Here is a 19,810-nt window from a genome sequence, read left to right as displayed (position 1 = left end):
GTGATGGGAGAGAATGTTCAAGAGTGGATTCTAAATGTTCAGATAAAGACATAAAAAAATGAGCGTATTTACATACACTCATTTTTACTACATTTTACTAAAATTTGCTTAACTGACTGGCATTACCCCTTGAGGGGGCTTTTCTCAAGTTAGGCTTATTTTGCGTAAACAGGGAATTTAGCACAAACAGCAGCAACTTTTTCTTTAACAGCAGCGATCACAGCTTCATCGCCTTTAGCATCAAGGATATCAGCGATCCAACCAGCAAGTTCACGAACTTCTGATTCACCGAAACCACGAGTCGTTACAGCAGGTGTACCGATACGGATACCTGAAGTCACGAATGGAGAACGTGGATCATTTGGTACAGAGTTTTTGTTCACAGTGATGTGTGCAGCACCCAACCAAGCGTCAGCATCTTTACCAGTGATGTCTTGTTTGATCAGAGACAACAAGAACAGGTGGTTTTTAGTGCCGCCAGATACAACATCGTAACCGCGTTCGATTAGAACTTCAGCCATTGCTTGAGCATTCTTAACCACTTGTTGTTGGTATGCTTTGTATTCAGGTGCCATTGCTTCTTTGAAGCAGATTGCTTTAGCAGCAACCGCGTGAACCAGAGGACCACCTTGGTTACCCGGGAATACAGCTGATTGAAGTTTTTTCTCGATTTCTTCGTTTGCTTTTGCAAGGATCAGACCTGAACGAGGACCACGAAGAGTTTTGTGAGTAGTTGTTGTTGTTACGTCAGCAATTTGAACTGGGCTTGGGTAAACGCCAGCAGCAACCAGACCAGCAACGTGAGCCATATCTACAAACAGGTAAGCGCCAACTTTATCCGCGATGTCACGGAAACGTTGCCAATCTACGATTTGGCTGTATGCAGAGAAACCAGCTACGATCATACGTGGTTTGTGTTCTACAGCTAGACGTTCAACTTCTTCATAATCGATCTCACCAGTTTCTGGATTCAGACCGTATTGAATTGCATTATAAGTTTTACCTGAGAAGCTTACTTTCGCACCGTGAGTCAAGTGACCACCGTGAGCCAAGCTCATACCCAATACTGTGTCGCCTGGGTTAAGCAGCGCTAGGTAAACTGCAGAGTTTGCTTGAGAACCAGCATGTGGCTGAACGTTAGCATAATCAGCACCAAATAATTCTTTAGCACGGTCAATTGCCAATTGTTCAATGACATCTACATATTCACAACCGCCATAGTAGCGTTTGCCTGGGTAGCCTTCTGCATATTTGTTAGTGAGTTTTGATCCTTGAGCTTCCATTACTGCTGGTGAGCAATAGTTTTCAGAAGCGATCAACTCGATGTGCGCTTCTTGGCGAGCATCTTCGTTAGAGATTGCTTGAGCGATTTCTGGATCAAATTCAGCAATAGAGATATTGGCAAACATTAGCGAGGTCCTATTAAATTAGGGCTTTTAAGCCGTGCTAAGATTGGCGCGTATTGTAACATGAACTTTGCCAATTTCGATCATGAACTTTATTCAGTTTGCAATAAAAATAGCTCATGCTTAAAAAAACATGAGCTATAGAGATAAAAATAAGTTATTGAATTGGCATTAGAGATTTTACATCTGAAATAATATTAGCGATATTCAGTGCATAGACGCTACCATGATCCCATGAACCGTCCGTAATATATCGTACCGAGGTTTGTTTCTGATTCGCTAAGCTCACTAAAACATCTGTTGCAGCCTTTGGAACAGTAGAATCCGCCTCTCCCTGATAAATAATCACAGGTGTAGACACTTTAACCTGTAAAGGCTGAGAGTCTTTATCCAGGAAATTCTTCACTACTGGAATACTCATAAAATTAGCTTGAGTACGCGGATATTCTTCCAGATTCCCATTGGTTTGGGCATAAGCTCCCATTGCCGTACCGAATTTGTTGCCTAATACATCATAACAATCTGTTTCGGCATTCTTGGCAATCTCGTCTGTTGGTGTTTTAAAGACCTGAATATATTGCAGATTTGGATTCGGATTACGCAATCCCGCGACGATCAGCGCGGTAAAAGTATCTAAAGAGGCTAGAGTTTGAATCTTTTTATTCAGATCTGGTTCTTGTCCAGCTTGAGCCTCTCCACCTGCCAGAATCAGACTGAAATTAGAAGCAGGAGCTAAAGCTACCGTACCTTTATAAGTCATTTGAGAAGCACGTGCTGCATATTGGGCAGCGCCTAAAGCCGCTTGACCACCTTGAGAATGACCGACTGCCATCCACTGATTAGAGGCATCCGAACCTAAATAGTCTTTTGTTGCGACTACAGCATCGGTAATCGAATAAGCTTCACTCTTAAGGTTAAGGAAAGGATGAAGTTCTTTTCCACCCGGCTCACCCAAACCTTCATAATCAGGCGCAACGACCACATATCCCGCTTGAAGGAATCCGGCAATCATATTTTTGATATAAGAATTTATTTCATTGCGACTTGGTGCACACTGATCGGCCACACCCGTCGTACCATGTGCCCATGCCACTATCGGCCAACCTTTTGCAGGAGGCGTTCCTTTTGGAGTGAAAAGCAGTGCCGTCGCTTGGGTTTCCTTATTATTAATACCTAACATCTTATAGGTCATGACCACGCTCTCATCGGCAACAGCAGTCAGATCTGTTTTGGTATAGGCTACAGGTGTGGTTACGACTGGATTGTCAATATTATTTACGGGAATAGCGGGTTTGGATTCATAATAACGATCATCATCGCTATCATTACAGGCAGTTAAAGCTACGCTTAGCGCGAGTAGAGAACCAGTCAATACATGACGTTTCATCGATCTTATCCTTGTCTTAATTATTATCTCTCATAATTTTTATAGTTTTATCTTTATCAGTTGATAAAACTAGACAATAATTTCCCAAGTTATTTCATTAAATACAAGAGATTATTTTGTTATTTTTCTAATAAATAGCGATTTAATTTATGACCATTCCAACACGATAAATTTAAGTTTTGGAAATATTTACAGAAACTTTGAAAACTTTTATTTATAAGTGTAGATTACAAATATTCTATATCAGTCAAAAAGTCTGCAATTAAAGTTGAAATCCGGCATTTCAATTGTCAGGATCGAAACAATAATGTTAGATTTTGATATCCACTTTTTTTTCAGGCATATTCTCGTCATGCAGGCTATCATTCTCGATACTGAAACCCATACCTTGAATGGTCAACCCATTGAAATTGCCTATGCGCCTGTAGAGATCATAGACCATAAAATCAGTCTGGATAAAAGTCGCTTGTTTGATCAGCTTTATTCATGCGACGAACCGATTTCCTTTGCCGCAATGGCCGTACATCATATTCTGCAGTCCGATTTGGAAGGACAACCGCATTACAGCAACTTTGAACTCCCGCAAGAAACCACTTATATCATTGGCCATAATATTGATTATGATATTCGTGCCTTAGAAAAATGTGGCGTCGATTCATCGAATATTAAAGCAATTTGTACCCTTGCCCTCGCCCGCCGTGTTTGGCCAGAGGCTGAAGCACATAATATCTCTGCATTAATCTATATGATTACCAAAGGCAGCGAGCGCGCCCGGGAAATGATCCGTAAAGCCCATCGCGCCGATATGGATATCATTTTGACAGCAAATATCCTGATGCATATTGTGCATCACCTGAAAATCAGCAGTATTGAAGAACTCTATGAGGCATCTGAAGATGCGCGTATTCCACGGACCATCAATTTTGGTAAGCACCGTGGCACTGCGATTGCCGATCTTCCTGCTGACTATGTTCAGTGGTTACTTCGCCAGGACGACTTAGATCCTTATCTACGCAAAGCATTGGAAAATACCGCGATCCTTACGCTATAAATGAAATCTTTTCTTCCCTCTCTAAATATTGAGAGGGATTTTTAACTAATCATGTTTTGTTTTATTCAGCAAGTGAAATAAAGTATTTTATAGATGACTATCTTAGTCTTTAAAGCTCTTAACTAATCGATATTCAGAATAAAAACAGATACAAATCAATATTAATTTATTGATTTTTAATAATTTAATATTTAATCACTTCTTGCATCTAGCTGTTCTTATACTTTAGCGTGATAGAACACCCCCTCTAAACAGGTGCATATAGGAAATAATATAAATTAATCCTCTTTCTTCCCATGCAATATTATCTCGAATTCGATGCCTTTGATAATCCCATGCAGCTCAGTAAAGTGGGCAATTGGGTAATCACTTTTTTGAGTCCAGCTGAAGAATTGGACACTATACAACTTGCGATTACTTATGTACTGCCCCGCCAGATCAGTGACGCATTACAGCCACGACGGGTATTAATTCAAAAGAGTTCAATCGAACATCATTGGCTAATTCAAACAATTGAATGTTTTGACAGCGGAACCAATCAGGAAGTTCATATCAGGCCGGCAGATGAACTGGGACAGCAAACCTTGTATCAAATTCTGGATGAGTTTGACCGTTATGATGTAAATGTCACATTAAAAAATTTCTGAAATAATGCTTTTCTCAGAGCGTATTTTTGAAGAAGTTCATTTAGATCATCTATGTAGATAGCTTGATGCTATATAACATAAAAAATTAAGAAACTGAGAAATGATAGGAATTTATCCAATCTCTTTGAATTAAATTTATCAGTTTTTATTCTGCATCAAATATTTATAAAGAAGCTGAACTCAGATATCAAAATCAAGCTCATCATTGGATGAGCTATATCTTTTTTTAAGGGTCGCAAAGCAGCATAATGAATCCCGGATCCTTATTTAGGTTCTAAAACACGATAGATACAGTCGGTCTGCTCACTAGCAAATAACAGTTCAATCGTTGGCCGGATAATTTCATCATCCACGACAATATAGTCGACTTGCTGTTCCAAACGCTGGGACGGATCACTATGCTGAGCGCCAGCACGTAATAATGCTTTTACATTCAGAATTTTGCCATACTGGTTTTTGACTTGCACTTCAATTAAATCTTTTGTCATCGTCATACCTCCCTTTATTGGCATTATTAAATTTGCTTGTCTGAATTCTTATAACATAGTTATTTGAAAGGCTTTCAAACGAATATGTAAGATTTTTTAGCGAGCACCTTTTATTGACTATATATTGTCGCTAATGAAGAATGTGCCATACAAATAAAAGAGTCAAAATTATTAATAACTCACGCTTAAAATTTTGCATTAAAAAGCCCGCATCGCTGCGGGCTCTGTGTTGGATGGCTAGTGCTAGATCTATTGCCTGAACCGAAGTTCGAACTCAACTAACTGTCATTGATCCGTCCAACTTATTGGTAGCGTCGTTTCGTTTTATAACCTACCATGAGTTCAATATAGCAGGATTTTTTTTACCTACAATACGCTTTTACACTTCTAAAAGAAGACTTATACAATATTTAAATTGTGCTTTTTCAAAAGCAGATTAAAATATTTTGGCTGGCTCAATAGAGCACTACAAACAATTCTATTCTTTTCTATCTCTACATCCTATCTATTTAAATTTCAATAAAAAATATTCTTTATTTATGTGAAAAATGAATAATTTCATCTAAATACAATTTCAAGTCTTAAGTAAAAGAGTTCGCTATTAAGGCGATTGATTAGCCACTAAAAGTAATAGCGAAAACCAAATTGATAAGTAACCCCATTTAAGTCCAGATCATCACTCTTACCAGAGACACATGCGCCATTCATACAAATCTTGGCGTCACGGTTAAACATCCATTGATAACCAAAAGATCCAAATAAATCTGCTTCAGGAGCAACTTTATAACCGACTTCCAATGCAACGGGAATTGTAAAATAATCCAATTCAAGATCGATTCGACCAAGATCTGCATCCGTTTCACTTTCATCTACCCAGCTCATTCCCAGACCTATAGAAACTGCTGAATAAAGCTGATCATTTTCCAGAAATTTATTTTTTATCCCCACTGCAACTTGATTGTAATCAATATCTGAACTTTGAAATTTGTATTCGGCCCATAAGCTGGCCGTCGGATGGGATTGATATTCACCCTTAATAAACAGCCCATCGAATGATTCGGTACCCAAAAAACTGTCCGACCCTATTTTTGAACCGGCATAGCCAAAAGCCAAAGAGTACTGACTTATTAGGTTTTCTTGAGCATGATAAGGTGTAGTTGTAATTACTGCTTTATCTATTGGAACAGGATTACCATATTGAATAGCTAATGGTGTATTCGCTCCAGCAACTGAAGAAGCCCCAATCATTACCCCAATGAATAATAATTTTTTCATATCTATATCTCATTTTTATTGTGAGCATAAGATACTAATTTTTTGATAGAAAAACTACTCAGTACATCTATTTATAGGAACAACAATTTATGAGATTAAACAAACTATAAATACAACAATGTAATTCACCCACTTTTATAGAATTAAAGGACCAAGGCGACTTATTCATATATATTCTCAACAAGAGGTAATTCCCGATGGTTAAACCAGATGAAGAGTTGAATGAAGAATTCCCAGAAGAGGAATTAGATCCGCAAGAGAAACAGGATCGAGAGATTCAACGCGGTCAGTTAGGCGTGGATCAAGACCCTCAGGTGAAAAGAGATCTAATACGTCAAAAACATCAGGATGAAGAGGAAGAGAATCCATAATTTATTTTATAAATCTGGAATTTTTTTTATTCTAATGAGGAAAGTGAACTTATAAAATGATGGTGCGGCCAGCGGGACTCGAACCCACGCCACAGGCTTCGGAGACCTGTACTCTATCCAGTTGAGCTATGGCCGCAGCTTTTTGGAATGCGCACATCATAACAAAAAAACGCATAAGGTAAAGCAACTATCTATAACTTCGTTATTTTTATGCCTATCCTTTATACAGTGTGCCAAAACAGCAACAGAGAATTCCATGTGAATGACTTGGTTTATTCTGCAAGATCACTCACAATATCTCAACTTTTCACCATTTGAGATCTCTATGACTGATGCGCTGACATTAAGGGATTTGTCGAAGACCTATGGAAATGGTTTTCAGGCACTTAAAGGAATCAACTTAACTGTACCTGAAGGTGAATTCTATGCCCTGTTAGGACCTAATGGTGCGGGCAAGTCCACTACTATTGGTATTATCAGTTCATTAACAAGAAAAACCTCTGGAACCGTTGAGATTTTTGGCCACAATCTGGATACCCACCCTTCTGAAGCCAAACAATGTCTAGGTGTGGTGCCCCAAGAATTTAACTTTGCCCAGTTTGAAAAAACCTTTGATATTCTGGTCACTCAAGCCGGTTATTACGGTATTCCTAAAAAAATTGCCCAAGCGCGTGCTGAAGAATATTTAAATAAACTGGGTCTTTGGGAAAAACGCTCTACTCAAGCTCGTATGCTTTCAGGGGGGATGAAACGCCGCTTGATGATTGCCCGTGCGATGATGCATGAACCAAAATTATTGATTCTGGATGAACCGACCGCCGGTGTAGATATCGAATTGCGTCGTTCCATGTGGGATTTTCTTAATGAAATGAACGGTAATGGTACTTCTATTATTTTAACGACTCATTATCTGGAAGAAGCAGAGATGTTATGTCGTCGTATTGCCATCATCGACCGTGGTGTGATCAAAGAAGATACCACCATGAAAAATTTCCTGAATCAGCTCAATGAAGAATCCTTTATCTTCGATCTGGCTGCGCCTATTGAGCCATTAAATATTGAAATTATTGGTGTGAAATTTAATTTAGTTGATCCAATGACCCTAGAAGTGACACTGGATAAAGCACACAGTATGAATGATCTGTTCCAGTTACTGGAATCACAAAACATTCAGGTACGCAGTATGCGTAACAAGTCAAACCGCTTAGAAGAACTATTTGTGAAAATGGTCGAGAAAAATCTGGATGGAGCTGTACAATGAATATAAATCAGCTCGGCGTCGCCTTATATACCATCGTTCATAAAGAAGTTCGCCGTTTTATGCGGATCTGGCCACAAACTCTGCTGCCACCAGCAATTACCATGAGTCTATATTTCGTGATCTTCGGTAATCTGGTCGGTTCACGTATTGGGGAAATGGGCAGCTATAGTTATATGGAGTTTATTGTCCCTGGTCTGATTATGATGGCGGTGATTACTAATAGTTATGCCAACGTTTCTTCCAGCTTCTTTAGCTCAAAATTTCAGAAAAGCATTGAAGAGCTAATTATGAGCCCTGTACCTTTACATGCCATTTTATGGGGCTATGTATTGGGTGGTGTAATTCGTGGTCTGTTTGTTGCCATTATTGTCAGTGCCATGAGCCTGTTTTTTGCAGACCTTTATATTACTAACTGGTTTGTGACTATATATACAGTACTCATTACCTCGCTATTATTCTCTCTAGGCGGCTTTATTAATGCTGTCTATGCCAAATCTTTTGATGATATCTCGATCATCCCAACTTTTGTACTCACACCACTGACTTATTTAGGCGGTGTGTTTTATGCGATTTCAGCCTTAAGTCCGTTCTGGCAAAATCTCTCTTTAGTTAACCCGATCGTGTATATGGTCAATGCGTTCCGTTTCGGCATTTTAGGTCATAGCGATGTCAATGTTTCCATTTCATTGGTCGTGATTACTTTCTGGTGTGCCGTGCTTTACGGTATTGCTTACTATTTATTGTCTCGTGGTTCAGGAATGCGTGAATAATGAGTGTAGAACATTCTCTCCTTGGTAAAGACATCAACTACCCAACAGAGTATCAGCCCGATATTTTGTTCCCGATTTCTCGTGCGCCTGCCCGTGAAAAATATGCCCATGTTGAAGCTATTCAGCAAGGCAAAGACTGGTGGCATGTTTTTGAAATTTCATGGTTAAATTCTGCTGGCGTACCTCAAGTAGCTAGTGGTCGGATTACCCTGCCAGCATCTTCCCCAAACCTCATTGAATCAAAGTCTTTAAAGCTATATTTCAATAGTCTGAACTTTGCCAAGTTTGATTCGAAAGAGGCCTTTATTGCAACTGTAGAAAAAGACCTCTCAAAAGCTGCCGGTGCTGAAATCACACTGGATCTTTTCCATGTTGATGAACTTGAAATTTCCAAGCCTGAAGGTATCTGTATTGATGACCTGACTCCGGAACGCCTGGAAAATCATCCAGATGCTTCTTTATTGTCTTTAGATCAGTACAGCGATGAAAATATCGAAGTACAACTCTATTCACATTTATTAAGAAGTAACTGCCCAGTCACTGGACAACCGGACTGGGGTACAGTATTTATACGCTATCAGGGCAAAAAACCTTGTTATAAGAGTATTTTGGCTTATATTATTTCGTATCGTCAGCACAACGGTTTTCACGAACAATGTGTGGAACAGATGTTTGCCGATATCTGGCAAAATCTGAAACCGGAAAAGCTGATGGTATATGCGACCTATACACGCCGTGGTGGATTGGATATCAACCCTTGTCGTGTATCGGATTCCACATGGATGCCTCGCCCTATTCGTTTAGCGCGACAATAAAAAACATTGAGGTTTAAGAATGCCTTTTTTTGGTTTTATTCCTTCTGCAGAACTATTAAATACAATTCAGACTGCACAGAAAAATAAAAACTCGAGTGAACCGCTTTATCCACTGCGTGATAAAACTGCATTAATGATTAATGATGAAATTATTGATGCAATTCTCACGGAACTGGTACGCCGTTTTCCTGCAAGCGAAAAACGCGATACGGCAGAAAAACTGGCAGGCTATATCAAGTCTACTGTGGCAGTGTTACTGAAACAGTTACTGAGTAAAGCACCAAATGAAGTCGTCAAGGAGTCGATTGCTTTTTCTGAACGCAGCCTGTTTAAAGATCCGGAAGGAAATTTCCGTATTGGTGAATCACTGGATGCCAATCTGGTCACCAATCTAAAACACCATTATGCAGAATTAAAAGCTGGCCAAAGTGTCGATAAGCAGAGTCTCAGCAATCTGTACAAACAGTTTGGTGAAGCGACTGTACGTCATTTCATGGTCGACTTTAATAAAACCTTAGATTTAGGCATGATTAAACGCAAGGCTGCTGATATTGGTGCTTCAGCGGTAATCAAAGCGATTAATATTGCAGCAGATAAAATCATCCTGAATTTAAATAAGTATGAACTTCAGGCAATGGCAGAATATCACGACACCCTATTCTTTACTGAATAAAGCCGCATATTTATTCAAATAATGCAGATTAAGCCTGACTTCGGTCAGGCTTTTTTGTGGCTTAAGAAATAGCTTGTTACAGTTATTGTGAACTAAAATACAAAATGCTGAAAAAACAACCAACCCTTTCCTGTTTTTAAGGGAGTTTATATGACTCCTATTCATCAGAATGTTATCTTTAATATTGCCTCTAATGCCAGAAAATTGAGAAAAGTGAATTGATCTTTTTCATGGCACGATTCAAATGACATAGCCACAAACCTATCAAAAAATTGGAAATCATACCAAGATGTTGAAATCGAATTTTTATAAAAAATTGAAGCAGCTTTCGATCCTTGTCAGTGCATTCGGACTCAGTAGTTTAAGCCTGGCCAACGATTTTCAATATCATCCCTCTTATGCAAGTTTCAAGCAGAACACTATGCAGACCTATGGTCTAAGTGCTCAGCAAGTAGATAGTGCAATGACGGGAGCAAAAAATCTTCCAAATATTATCAATATCATGAATCGTCCAGGTGAAAGTAAGCCTTGGTATGCCTATAAGACCAATTTTCTGTCTGAAGGTACGATTCAACGTGGTGTACGTTTCAAGCAGCAATATGCTGCAACACTAAATCGCGCTGAGCAGCAGTTTGGTGTACCACAATCGATCATTTTGGGTATTTTGGGGGTAGAGACCGGTTTTGGCAGCAACAAGGGTTCATTTGTGACCCGTGATGCACTGGCAACTCTTGGCTTTGGTTATGAACGTCGTGCGCAATACTTCCAGGATGAACTGGCGGCATTGATCGCATGGTCATATAAAGATGGTGTGTCAGCATCCTCGATCGTGGGTTCTTATGCAGGTGCTGTGGGCTATCCGCAGTTTATGCCAAGTAATATTCCAAAGTATGGGGTCGACTATGATGGCAATGGCCATATCGATCTGCGCAATTCTGCGGTAGATGCGATTGGTTCAATTGCAAACTATCTGGCTCAAAATGGCTGGCAACGTGATCAGCCAATTGCCTTCCCTGCCCGTTATAGCGGTTCGAATCCTGATTCTGTCATCGCCAAAGATCTGACTCAGCCAACACCTTATGGAGTAATCAAAACCCAAGGAATCAGTCCGATGAATCCGATTGTTCGTATTGATGATCTTGATATGGTCAATGTCATTCAATTACAAGAAAATTACGGACCGATTTACTATATTACTTATCCGAATTTTCAAGTGATTACCACGTACAATCGTAGTCGTATGTATGCCACTGCATTGTGGCTTTTAGGTACAGAAATTACGAGCCGATAACAGTAAAAATTACTACATACTATTAAAGTCAAGATTTTTATTAAACAAAATGCCTAAATTTTAGGCATTTTTTACGCCTTGTTACATTATTGATTATTTTTTAATCACTCATTGTTTATTTTGCGTACTTTTTTTAACTATTTTAATTAAATACTAGACAGCCAGTTGCCAGCATGAATATTATCCAATTCGTTAAATGTAGTTGCATAAGTTAAATATCAGGCATGTTTATAGGGTTATCAGCTACTTAGGCCCAATCTAATGAAACATGCTGTTAGGAGTTGATTCAATGCATTCTTCTTTTCTGAAGTATTTTATGGCCATTGCCGCGACCGTTACCCTAACGCAATCGCAAGCAGATATGGTCCAGTCATCATCATTCAATAATGATCATGACAATTCGCGTCTTGCAGCGCGTGTATTAAACAAAGAAGCTCAAAGCTTCAATTCAAATTTCACAAATTTGAACAGCCTTTCAATCACTGAGCGTTCTGGCGATAAAGTTCGTCGTCAAACCATTGCAGCAAAAATTGCAATTCCTGCAGAAGAGCCTTCAGTGATTGAGAAACTGAACAATGTTGCTTCAAACACAGTTCGTAAATTCAGTCAGACAGGTACAGCATCTTGGTATGGCCGTCAGTTCCATGGCCGTAAAACTGCCAGTGGTGAAACATTCGATATGAATGCAATGACTGCTGCACACCGTAGCCTGCCATTAAACTGCTTTATCCGCGTGACTAACAAAAACAATGGTAAGAGTGTGGTTGTGAAGGTGAATGACCGTGGTCCATTCCATGGCAATCGTGTTCTAGATTTATCTTACGGTGCTGCTAAACAGCTTGGTATTACCAATGCTGGTACTGCACATGTTAATATTGAGCGTGTAGATGGTCCAAACTCATAAGATTTGACCGCTCTACATTTAACTCAAAAGCCACAGTCATGTGGCTTTTTTATTTGGTGATGTAGAGCAAGAATTCGAACTACTTTTATCCTTAATACTGTCGATATTATTCCATTCAGATATAGGCCTCCTCTCCTTTACTCACCCACTATCGATTTCACTTTGACCATCCCCTCAAACTGTTTTATATTTTGAAAATAACAGTACGTTCATGGATGGGAGCGATAGAATGAAAACAATATCCGAATGGTTAGATGAATATAGTGAAAGTCATCAAAATAAAACCAACAAACTGATCCATTGGGTCTGCGTGCCTACCATCTATTTTTCCATTATTGGCATCATGGCGCACTTTAGCGCTTTACTGACTGCCCTGCTCCTGGTTCTGGCTTTTGTGTTTTATGCACGTTTAGACATCGTACTGGCTGTAGCAATGGCAGCGCTAACCCTGATGATGGCTTGGTTCATCTGGATCTTGCCTGTAGGGATCGGCTTCTTTATGGCCCTGTTTGTTTTTGCCTGGATTGGGCAATTTTATGGACACAAAGTCGAAGGTAAAAAGCCTTCTTTCTTCAAAGACCTTCAATTCCTTCTCATTGGCCCGTTATGGTGTATGGATGCCTATTTAGGCAAAGTCCTACCTAAATGGAAATCTCGTCAATCTGAGGCAATACAGTGCGCTTAAAGCGTATGTAATATCATTACATTTATAAAACCAAGGAAAATTCTCTTATTGATAGGTTTTTCCTTGGTGTTTTAACCAACCACTGATGTGCTTATTGGATGGATCATGATGGGTCCAATGAATCACCCCGCCTTTTTCGCTATATTCATACTCACCAAAAAACTCAACCTGATCACCTTTTTGAATATTCTGGATGCGTGGTGCCAGATCAATATTGTGCGCAACCAATACAGTTTGACCAGTGGATAACTCCAGAATAAATTTCTGATGACGGGAACCTTCATTATCATCTTTTAATAACGCTACCACCTTACCACTCGCCTGAACCTGAAGATCACTTTGTCTTTGCTGGTAAGCTTGCTTTATGCGCTGGGTATCATCAGAAACCTTATGCGTACTTTTTTGAACATTAGTCTGCTCTTGAATCGCAACTTCTGCTGAGGGTACAAAAGTATTGGCCTGTTGTTTAGATTCTGCTAAATCCAGACCTAAATAAGCAGCCACCAAAAGTGCAATGACAGCCCCGATCCCCATATCGGTTTTATTTGCCATAATTCCTCCTTGATCATTCTTTATTTAGTCATAAAAAAAGCCCCATTCGGGGCTTTTTTCTAATTCGTTACCGAATTATTTTGCAGCAGCCTGAGCAGCAGCAACTTCTTCAGCGAAAGAAAGCTCAGCTTTTTTCTCGATACCTTCACCCACTTCGAAACGAACGAAGTTAGCAACAGTAGTACCAGTCGCTTTAAGAACTTCAGCAACTTTCTTGTCGTTGTCGATTACGTATTGTTGACGCTCAAGAACAACTTCGTTCAGGTATTTCTCAACAGAACCTACAACCATTTTCTCAACGATGTTTGCTGGTTTGCCAGATTCAAGTGCTTTTGCTTCAGCGATTTCTTTTTCTTTCGCGATAAGGTCAGCAGGAACTTGTTCAGCATTTACAGCAACCGGGTTGAATGCAGCAATGTGCATTGCCAAGCCTTTACCAGTTTCAGCATCACCTGAGTAAGATACAACAACACCGATACGAAGACCGTGTTTGTAAACAGCAAGGTTTGCACCTTCAACAATTTTCGCACGACGTACTTGAATGTTTTCACCGATTTTTTGAACTAGCGCAATACGAGCTTCTTCTACAGTAGCGCCATCTTCAAGTTTAAGTTCAGCGATTTTAGCAGCGTCAGTTTCGTTTGCAGCAAGTGCAGCAGCAGCAACTTTCGCAGAGAAACCAGCAAAGTTTTCGTCTTTAGCAACGAAGTCAGTTTGGCAGTTTACTTCTAGAAGGATTGCTTTGTTGCCTTCTTGAGCAATTGTGATCGCGCCGTCAGCAGCAATGTTACCAGCTTTTTTAGCTGCTTTTGCTTGACCAGATTTACGAAGGTTGTCGATCGCTAATTCGATGTCACCACCAGCTTCTGTCAAAGCTTTTTTACATTCCATCATTGCTAGACCAGTACGATCACGCAGTTCTTTAACCATGCTTGCTGTAACTGCAGTCATGTTTATCTCCTAAATTCGGTAGAAAATGAATTCTTTTTAGAACAGAAACGGCCCAGAGGATTCTCATGGGCCGCCTGCATACATAACGCTTACTTTGCCACCATCACGTGTCGCAAAAATGACAAGCTAGCGTCTAACGCATTAAGCCTCAGAAGCAGGAGCTTCTTCTGCTTTAGCTTGTGCATTTGCTTGTGATTGAGCATATTCTTTACCAGCAAGAATCGCATCAGCCATAGCAGAAGCATAAAGTGTTACTGCACGGATCGCATCGTCGTTACCCGGAATAACGTAGTCTACGTTGTCTGGGTTAGAGTTAGTATCAACGATACCGATTACAGGAATACCAAGGTTTTTAGCTTCTTTAATTGCAATCGCTTCGTGATCAACGTCGATTACGAATAATGCGTCAGGTAAACCACCCATGTTTTTAACGCCGCCTAAAGCACGTTCAAGTTTTTCCATCTCACGGCTACGTTCTAAAGCTTCACGTTTAGTAAGTTTAGCGAAAGTACCGTCTTGAGATTGAGTTTGAAGGTCTTTTAAACGGTTGATAGATTGGCGAAGAGTTTTCCAGTTCGTCAACATACCACCTAACCAACGGTGATCTACGTATGGTTGACCAGCGCGTTGAGCTTGTTCACGGATGATTGCAGAAGCAGCACGTTTAGTACCAACGAACAAAACTTTGTTCTTTTTGCTAGCCAATTGATTAGCGAAGTTCAAAGCATCATTTAACGCAGGAACAGTGTGCTCAAGGTTGATGATGTGAATTTTGTTACGCGCGCCAAAGATGTATTGACGCATTTTTGGGTTCCAGAAACGAGTTTGGTGACCAAAGTGCGCGCCAGCTTGTAGAAGGTCGCGCATGCTTACGTTGTAATCTGCCATTTTCTTTACCTTAAAGTTTGGGTTAGGCCTCCATATATCCGCATTCTCCACCCTTGCGGGCACCCAGAGTAATGTGACGATATATGTGCGGATTTTTAATACACCATTCAATCAGCCTCGCAAATATATTCACGAAAAAGCATTTGATAAAATGGGCGGCTATTTATACCATAGTCACATACAAATTTCCAAAAGTTTTTAGAGATCATGAACACTACTTATCAAGCTCCCCGTCGTTTAATCAAATCCGCTGAAGATATCGAAAAGATGCGTATCGCTGGACGACTGGCTGCAGAAGTGTTGGATATGATCAAACCGCATATCAAACCCGGCGTAACGACACTGGAATTGGATACGATTTGTCATGACTATATTGTAAATGTGCAGAATGCCATTCCTGCATGTTTAGGTTATGGTGCAGCGCCTGGCCGCCCTGCTTTCCAGCATACAATCTGTACATCTGTAAACCATGTGGTCTGTCACGGGATCCCATCTGAAAACAAGATCCTGAAAAAAGGCGATATTTTAAACATTGACGTCACTGTCATCAAAGATGGTTTCCATGGGGATACCAATATGATGTACATCGTGGGTGGTGAAACTTCAATCCTGGCAAACCGTCTGTGCAAAGTCGCTCAAGAAGCCATGTATCGTGGTATGGCTGTGGTGAAACCAGGTGCTACTATTGGTGACATTGGTCATGCGATTCAAAAATATGTTGAATCTGAACGCTTTAGCGTTGTCCGTGAATACTGTGGCCATGGCATCGGTACGACTTTCCATGATGAACCACAAGTTCTGCACTATGGTCAACCAGATACTGGTATGGTTCTTGAAGAAGGTATGACTTTTACGATTGAACCAATGGTGAATGCCGGTGTTTGGCAAACCAAACTGCTGGGTGATAAATGGACTGTGGTCACTAAAGACCATAAATTATCGGCTCAATATGAGCACACTCTTTTGGTAACAAAAAATGGCATTGAAGTGCTGACTGCCCGTCCTGAAGAAGATTTGTCACGTTTTAGTGCATAACAACAACACTTTCTCACATAAATGGCCACTTTAAAGTGGCCATTTTTAGTTTATATTTCCCCTATTATTCTCATCCTCAAAGCATATTCTTAGTTCATGTCTATCTAAACTACCTATCGATGTTCAAGATAAGGTTGCACTGATTCAGCATTTTTTTCGTATATTTTTCCAAATTCTTTTGCCCAATGTGCACCATTTTAGGCTAAGATAATGTGCTTTTTATTTTTTAATCCCTATAAGAAGGAATACTGCCGTGGACGTACGTCTCTCTGATCGTGTGAATGCCATCAAACCGTCCCCTACGCTTGCTGTGACAAATAAGGCTGCTGAACTGAAAGCTGCTGGTCACAACGTTATTGGTTTGGGCGCAGGTGAGCCAGATTTTGATACCCCTCAACACATCAAAGATGCAGCAATTGCAGCAATTAACAACGGTTTCACCAAATACACCGCTGTTGATGGTACGCCAGGTCTTAAAAAAGCAATTATTGCTAAATTAAAACGTGACAATAACCTTGACTATCAAGCAAACCAAATCCTGGTTTCTTGTGGTGGTAAACAGTCTTTCTTTAACTTGGCACTTGCTTTGTTAAACAAAGGTGATGAAGTGATCATCCCTGCTCCATTCTGGGTAAGCTATCCAGATATGGTGATCATTGCTGAAGGTACACCAGTAATCGTGAAATGTGGTGAAGAACAACGTTTTAAAATTACTCCTGAGCAATTAGAAGCTGCGATCACTGACAAAACTCGTCTAGTGGTATTAAACAGCCCTTCTAACCCGACTGGCATGATCTACACTAAAGCTGAATTAGAAGCTTTAGCTGCAGTACTGCGTAAATACCCAGAAGTATTCATCGCATCTGATGACATGTACGAACCAATCCGCTGGGAAGATGAATTCTACAACATCGCAACTGTTGCCCCAGACCTTTACGACCGCACTATCGTATTAAACGGTGTGTCTAAAGCATATGCAATGACAGGCTGGCGTATCGGCTATGCAGCGGGCCCTGCTAAACTGATCGGTGCGATGAAAAAAATCCAGTCTCAATCAACTTCTAACCCAACTTCTATTTCACAAGTTGCTGCAGAAGCTGCATTGAATGGTCCTCAAGACGTTCTTGTACCAATGGTTGAAGCGTTTAAACGTCGTCATGACCTAGTTGTGAATGGCTTGAATGACATTAAAGGTATTTCTTGTCTACCTGCTGATGGTGCATTCTATGCATACGCAAACATCAAACCATTGATTCGTGCGAAAGGTCTGAACTCTTGTACAGAATTCTCTGCTTGGTTACTAGAAGAAACTGGCGTTGCAGTCGTTCCTGGCGATGCATTCGGTCTAGGTGGTTTCATGCGTATCTCTTACGCAACTGCTGACGAAGTATTAGTTGATGCACTTGCACGTATCAAAAAAGCTGCTGATTCTATCGAAGGCGTTGATGAAGCGATTGCTTCTATCGAAGCTGAAAAAGCTGCGAAATAATCTAATTGATTAGATAAAAAAACCCGCGATCATCGCGGGTTTTTTTATGCAGTTTGTAGATGCTTACGGTATTTAAGTCCCAAGCAAAGCAAGCACATCAATGCGGCAAAGGTATAGGAAATAGTCAGCATCCACCAGAAACCACTTATTCCCGAGACATTCAGATTGAGATTGAAGAGCGATACTGGATGATAAGCCAAATACCAGCCTCCGCCCAATCCACCTAATAGCAGTACTCCACTAAAAATAAACATGGGCAAGACCACCACTTTCCAGCAGCGCAGCATATTAACGCTAATCACCAGAATCGCATCAAAAATATGCATCCAGCACAATAAGAACATCAATGCCAGACTCACCCTAAGCACATCCGTATGATCACTAAATAGCGCCACAATCGGTTTTTGAAAAATTGCGATCAAGATCGCCAAAACAACTGCGCTTGCGACCACCACACGTAACGCTTTAAAAGTTAAATCCCAGGCAGATTGCACTTGATTTGCACCAATCCTGGTAGAGACCAGAATGCTAAAAGCAGAGCTCATCGAAAATGGCACCATAAACAGCAGGCCAGCCAAACCCATCGCTACTTGATGCGCATTCACCATTATCTCCCCCAAAGGCAAGATCAATAATGCAATCGCACTAATTGTAAAGACATCAATAAATACGACAATTGCTGAGGGTAAGCCGATTCTTAAAATTTTTAGCAGAGTCTTAAAATAGAAGAATTGTCCGGACCAGTGCACACGCAACTGCTTTTCTAGAAATATCAGGTAATACACCACTAATAGTGCCCATTGAACAGTCAGATGAGCAATGAAAGCTCCCTTGACCCCATAGGCGGGTACATAACCCTGAATCCCAAAAATCAGGCAATAGGCCAAACTCACTTTGAATATCAGATAAAAAATATTGGCATAGAACACACGCTTCGCCTCACCACAGGCTTGCGTTAAAATATATAAAATACGTACTAACAAATGTGCTGGAAGCGTCCAAGCCAGTAACCATAAACAAGGTTGAATCAAAGCCTGTAATGCACTATCTGCTTTTAACAGATGTAGCAAAGGATCTGCATGAGTTAATAGCCATCCTGCAAATACAGACAGGACGATGACAATAAGGATGCTCTGTTTCAGAATTTTTTGAATATTATCAAAAGCACGTCGCCCATATGCTTCAGCAAGTTCCTGCATCATACCCTGCAAAATCCCCGTCCCCGAAACAAATAATAAAGAATAAATAGATAAACACACAGCCATAGCAGCCACATGTTGCGGTGAGTAATGAGACAGGAAAATCATGTCAAATATTCCGACCAACATTATGATACTATTACTCAAAAAAATCGGTACCCAAAGATGCAAAAACTGTTTCATTGCAAAATCACTCTATTCTTAATTCTTTTCTCGGGTTTTATTTTTAAACTGAATTATTTAAAACTGAGATATACAGTGGAAATCACATACAATCCTTGTGCCATAAATCTTTATATTTATTGATTTTTATAGAAAAGTTTAGTTTCTATCTTTAGTTCGCTTATAGAAAATAATAATTTATTGAGCTCAGAAACTATGAGTTTTTTTCGTTCCAATTTAACAATTTAATCAAAAGAAAGAATGATCATGACATGAAAAGCAGGATGCTATTTGAAATACGAACCTGCTAATCAGTATTTTTATTTAATGATATATATGCACTTATATAGTGTTCTTAGTTTTAAAAAGATTATTTTCATCAGATAGGGTCTGTTGACACTTACTGTTCATAATTAACCCTATAACGGTAGCCATAAAAATATACAGGCTAAGGCAACAGAACTTTGATAATTTCTTTTGAGCTTGTCATATCGAGTAGCTATTCCTCTA

21 protein-coding genes, 1 tRNA gene and 1 pseudogene are annotated in these 19,810 nt (G+C 39.9%); 12 read left to right on the top strand and 11 right to left on the bottom strand.

The genetic code is table 11. From position 1 onward, the window contains the following. Positions 1 to 155: 155 nt before the first annotated feature. Both glyA and FTU01_RS14620 read right to left on the bottom strand, forming a co-directional pair. The gene (glyA, locus tag FTU01_RS14625; protein WP_004784306.1) at positions 156 to 1,409 is read right to left on the bottom strand and encodes a serine hydroxymethyltransferase; all 1,254 of its coding nucleotides are present in this window, start codon (positions 1,407 to 1,409) and stop codon (positions 156 to 158) included. Positions 1,410 to 1,563: 154 nt separating this feature from the next. Then, positions 1,564 to 2,793, bottom strand: a complete 1,230-nt coding sequence (locus tag FTU01_RS14620; RefSeq protein WP_180139801.1) for a S9 family peptidase — start codon at positions 2,791 to 2,793, stop codon at positions 1,564 to 1,566. A gap of 352 nt (positions 2,794 to 3,145) precedes the next feature. Between FTU01_RS14620 and FTU01_RS14615 the strand changes: the two genes are divergently transcribed. Next, on the top strand, positions 3,146 to 3,844 hold the full coding sequence (locus FTU01_RS14615) for a putative quorum-sensing-regulated virulence factor (RefSeq protein ID WP_180139798.1): 699 nt from the start codon (positions 3,146 to 3,148) through the stop codon (positions 3,842 to 3,844). A gap of 278 nt (positions 3,845 to 4,122) precedes the next feature. On the opposite strand, the gene FTU01_RS15680 is transcribed toward FTU01_RS14615, so the two are convergent. Continuing rightward, complete coding sequence (locus FTU01_RS15680) at positions 4,123 to 4,251, bottom strand: hypothetical protein (RefSeq protein ID WP_354667255.1); 129 nt, start codon at positions 4,249 to 4,251, stop codon at positions 4,123 to 4,125. Here FTU01_RS15680 and FTU01_RS14610 point away from each other — a divergent pair. Beyond that, positions 4,195 to 4,491 carry a hypothetical protein gene (locus tag FTU01_RS14610; RefSeq protein WP_373684928.1) on the top strand — a complete coding sequence of 99 codons (297 nt, stop codon included), beginning with the start codon at positions 4,195 to 4,197 and terminating at the stop codon, positions 4,489 to 4,491. The genes FTU01_RS15680 and FTU01_RS14610 overlap by 57 nt on opposite strands. 263 nt (positions 4,492 to 4,754) lie before the next feature. On the opposite strand, the gene FTU01_RS14605 is transcribed toward FTU01_RS14610, so the two are convergent. Both FTU01_RS14605 and FTU01_RS14600 read right to left on the bottom strand, forming a co-directional pair. Then, entirely contained in the window at positions 4,755 to 4,979 is a 225-nt protein-coding gene (locus FTU01_RS14605) for a hypothetical protein (RefSeq protein WP_180130265.1), read from the bottom strand. Between the two features lie 621 nt (positions 4,980 to 5,600). Then, positions 5,601 to 6,254, bottom strand: a complete 654-nt coding sequence (locus tag FTU01_RS14600) for an outer membrane beta-barrel protein (RefSeq protein WP_180139795.1) — start codon at positions 6,252 to 6,254, stop codon at positions 5,601 to 5,603. Positions 6,255 to 6,451: 197 nt separating this feature from the next. Between FTU01_RS14600 and FTU01_RS14595 the strand changes: the two genes are divergently transcribed. After that, on the top strand, positions 6,452 to 6,625 hold the full coding sequence (locus tag FTU01_RS14595; protein ID WP_180130263.1) for a hypothetical protein: 174 nt from the start codon (positions 6,452 to 6,454) through the stop codon (positions 6,623 to 6,625). A gap of 60 nt (positions 6,626 to 6,685) precedes the next feature. Here FTU01_RS14595 and FTU01_RS14590 read toward each other — a convergent pair. Beyond that, a tRNA-Arg gene (locus FTU01_RS14590) sits at positions 6,686 to 6,761 on the bottom strand. A 189-nt stretch (positions 6,762 to 6,950) separates the two neighbouring features. Here FTU01_RS14590 and FTU01_RS14585 point away from each other — a divergent pair. From FTU01_RS14585 to FTU01_RS14555, 7 genes are all read left to right on the top strand, one after another. Beyond that, on the top strand, positions 6,951 to 7,886 hold the full coding sequence (locus FTU01_RS14585; protein WP_180002841.1) for an ABC transporter ATP-binding protein: 936 nt from the start codon (positions 6,951 to 6,953) through the stop codon (positions 7,884 to 7,886). Further along, positions 7,883 to 8,656 (top strand): ABC transporter permease, encoded by a 774-nt coding sequence (locus FTU01_RS14580; RefSeq protein WP_180139792.1) that lies wholly within the window; start codon positions 7,883 to 7,885, stop codon positions 8,654 to 8,656. The genes FTU01_RS14585 and FTU01_RS14580 overlap by 4 nt, the downstream gene beginning before the upstream one ends. Next, on the top strand, positions 8,656 to 9,471 hold the full coding sequence (queF, locus tag FTU01_RS14575; protein WP_180139789.1) for an NADPH-dependent 7-cyano-7-deazaguanine reductase QueF: 816 nt from the start codon (positions 8,656 to 8,658) through the stop codon (positions 9,469 to 9,471). The genes FTU01_RS14580 and queF overlap by 1 nt, the downstream gene beginning before the upstream one ends. A gap of 19 nt (positions 9,472 to 9,490) precedes the next feature. Beyond that, the gene (locus FTU01_RS14570; RefSeq protein WP_180139786.1) at positions 9,491 to 10,144 is read left to right on the top strand and encodes a hypothetical protein; all 654 of its coding nucleotides are present in this window, start codon (positions 9,491 to 9,493) and stop codon (positions 10,142 to 10,144) included. Positions 10,145 to 10,433: 289 nt separating this feature from the next. Then, a complete protein-coding gene (mltB, locus tag FTU01_RS14565) occupies positions 10,434 to 11,435 on the top strand; it encodes a lytic murein transglycosylase B (protein ID WP_159124080.1) in 1,002 nt (333 codons plus the stop codon). A gap of 289 nt (positions 11,436 to 11,724) precedes the next feature. After that, complete coding sequence (locus FTU01_RS14560; RefSeq protein ID WP_004784482.1) at positions 11,725 to 12,339, top strand: septal ring lytic transglycosylase RlpA family protein; 615 nt, start codon at positions 11,725 to 11,727, stop codon at positions 12,337 to 12,339. Positions 12,340 to 12,568: 229 nt separating this feature from the next. Further along, the gene (locus FTU01_RS14555) at positions 12,569 to 13,024 is read left to right on the top strand and encodes a DUF962 domain-containing protein (protein WP_180139783.1); all 456 of its coding nucleotides are present in this window, start codon (positions 12,569 to 12,571) and stop codon (positions 13,022 to 13,024) included. A 45-nt stretch (positions 13,025 to 13,069) separates the two neighbouring features. On the opposite strand, the gene FTU01_RS14550 is transcribed toward FTU01_RS14555, so the two are convergent. The 3 genes from FTU01_RS14550 to rpsB form a co-directional block, all read right to left on the bottom strand. After that, positions 13,070 to 13,576: a DUF3465 domain-containing protein gene (locus FTU01_RS14550; protein WP_180139780.1), complete on the bottom strand. Its 507-nt coding sequence runs from the start codon at positions 13,574 to 13,576 to the stop codon at positions 13,070 to 13,072. A 75-nt stretch (positions 13,577 to 13,651) separates the two neighbouring features. Then, on the bottom strand, positions 13,652 to 14,527 hold the full coding sequence (gene tsf / locus FTU01_RS14545) for a translation elongation factor Ts (protein ID WP_180139777.1): 876 nt from the start codon (positions 14,525 to 14,527) through the stop codon (positions 13,652 to 13,654). Between the two features lie 141 nt (positions 14,528 to 14,668). After that, the gene (gene rpsB / locus FTU01_RS14540) at positions 14,669 to 15,415 is read right to left on the bottom strand and encodes a 30S ribosomal protein S2 (protein WP_004784492.1); all 747 of its coding nucleotides are present in this window, start codon (positions 15,413 to 15,415) and stop codon (positions 14,669 to 14,671) included. A gap of 207 nt (positions 15,416 to 15,622) precedes the next feature. Here rpsB and map point away from each other — a divergent pair, with 207 nt between their 5' ends. Then, on the top strand, positions 15,623 to 16,450 hold the full coding sequence (map, locus tag FTU01_RS14535; protein WP_004784494.1) for a type I methionyl aminopeptidase: 828 nt from the start codon (positions 15,623 to 15,625) through the stop codon (positions 16,448 to 16,450). A gap of 253 nt (positions 16,451 to 16,703) precedes the next feature. Continuing rightward, positions 16,704 to 17,939 carry a pyridoxal phosphate-dependent aminotransferase gene (locus FTU01_RS14530; RefSeq protein ID WP_005236666.1) on the top strand — a complete coding sequence of 412 codons (1,236 nt, stop codon included), beginning with the start codon at positions 16,704 to 16,706 and terminating at the stop codon, positions 17,937 to 17,939. Between the two features lie 44 nt (positions 17,940 to 17,983). Here FTU01_RS14530 and FTU01_RS14525 read toward each other — a convergent pair whose 3' ends face one another. Together FTU01_RS14525 and FTU01_RS14520 are read right to left on the bottom strand one after the other, a co-directional pair. Next, positions 17,984 to 19,321 carry an MATE family efflux transporter gene (locus FTU01_RS14525; RefSeq protein ID WP_180139774.1) on the bottom strand — a complete coding sequence of 446 codons (1,338 nt, stop codon included), beginning with the start codon at positions 19,319 to 19,321 and terminating at the stop codon, positions 17,984 to 17,986. 398 nt (positions 19,322 to 19,719) lie between these two features. Further along, positions 19,720 to 19,810 (bottom strand): annotated as a pseudogene (locus FTU01_RS14520) (IS5/IS1182 family transposase); the annotation flags it as partial.

The organism is Acinetobacter sp. YH12043, from assembly GCF_013419915.1.
Classification (GTDB): domain Bacteria; phylum Pseudomonadota; class Gammaproteobacteria; order Pseudomonadales; family Moraxellaceae; genus Acinetobacter.
This window is presented reverse-complemented; position numbering and strand designations above follow the sequence as displayed.

Excerpts from the sequence above, each read along its gene's own strand:
- glyA (WP_004784306.1), bottom strand. The coding sequence starts at position 1,409 with ATGTTTGCCAATATCTCTATTGCTGAATTTGATCCAGAAATCGCTCAA.
- FTU01_RS14620 (WP_180139801.1), bottom strand. The coding sequence starts at position 2,793 with ATGAAACGTCATGTATTGACTGGTTCTCTACTCGCGCTAAGCGTAGCT.
- FTU01_RS14615 (WP_180139798.1), top strand. The coding sequence starts at position 3,146 with ATGCAGGCTATCATTCTCGATACTGAAACCCATACCTTGAATGGTCAA.
- FTU01_RS14605 (WP_180130265.1), bottom strand. The coding sequence starts at position 4,979 with ATGACAAAAGATTTAATTGAAGTGCAAGTCAAAAACCAGTATGGCAAA.
- FTU01_RS14600 (WP_180139795.1), bottom strand. The coding sequence starts at position 6,254 with ATGAAAAAATTATTATTCATTGGGGTAATGATTGGGGCTTCTTCAGTT.
- FTU01_RS14595 (WP_180130263.1), top strand. The coding sequence starts at position 6,452 with ATGGTTAAACCAGATGAAGAGTTGAATGAAGAATTCCCAGAAGAGGAA.
- FTU01_RS14585 (WP_180002841.1), top strand. The coding sequence starts at position 6,951 with ATGACTGATGCGCTGACATTAAGGGATTTGTCGAAGACCTATGGAAAT.
- FTU01_RS14580 (WP_180139792.1), top strand. The coding sequence starts at position 7,883 with ATGAATATAAATCAGCTCGGCGTCGCCTTATATACCATCGTTCATAAA.
- queF (WP_180139789.1), top strand. The coding sequence starts at position 8,656 with ATGAGTGTAGAACATTCTCTCCTTGGTAAAGACATCAACTACCCAACA.
- FTU01_RS14570 (WP_180139786.1), top strand. The coding sequence starts at position 9,491 with ATGCCTTTTTTTGGTTTTATTCCTTCTGCAGAACTATTAAATACAATT.
- mltB (WP_159124080.1), top strand. The coding sequence starts at position 10,434 with ATGTTGAAATCGAATTTTTATAAAAAATTGAAGCAGCTTTCGATCCTT.
- FTU01_RS14560 (WP_004784482.1), top strand. The coding sequence starts at position 11,725 with ATGCATTCTTCTTTTCTGAAGTATTTTATGGCCATTGCCGCGACCGTT.
- FTU01_RS14555 (WP_180139783.1), top strand. The coding sequence starts at position 12,569 with ATGAAAACAATATCCGAATGGTTAGATGAATATAGTGAAAGTCATCAA.
- FTU01_RS14550 (WP_180139780.1), bottom strand. The coding sequence starts at position 13,576 with ATGGCAAATAAAACCGATATGGGGATCGGGGCTGTCATTGCACTTTTG.
- tsf (WP_180139777.1), bottom strand. The coding sequence starts at position 14,527 with ATGACTGCAGTTACAGCAAGCATGGTTAAAGAACTGCGTGATCGTACT.
- rpsB (WP_004784492.1), bottom strand. The coding sequence starts at position 15,415 with ATGGCAGATTACAACGTAAGCATGCGCGACCTTCTACAAGCTGGCGCG.
- map (WP_004784494.1), top strand. The coding sequence starts at position 15,623 with ATGAACACTACTTATCAAGCTCCCCGTCGTTTAATCAAATCCGCTGAA.
- FTU01_RS14525 (WP_180139774.1), bottom strand. The coding sequence starts at position 19,321 with ATGAAACAGTTTTTGCATCTTTGGGTACCGATTTTTTTGAGTAATAGT.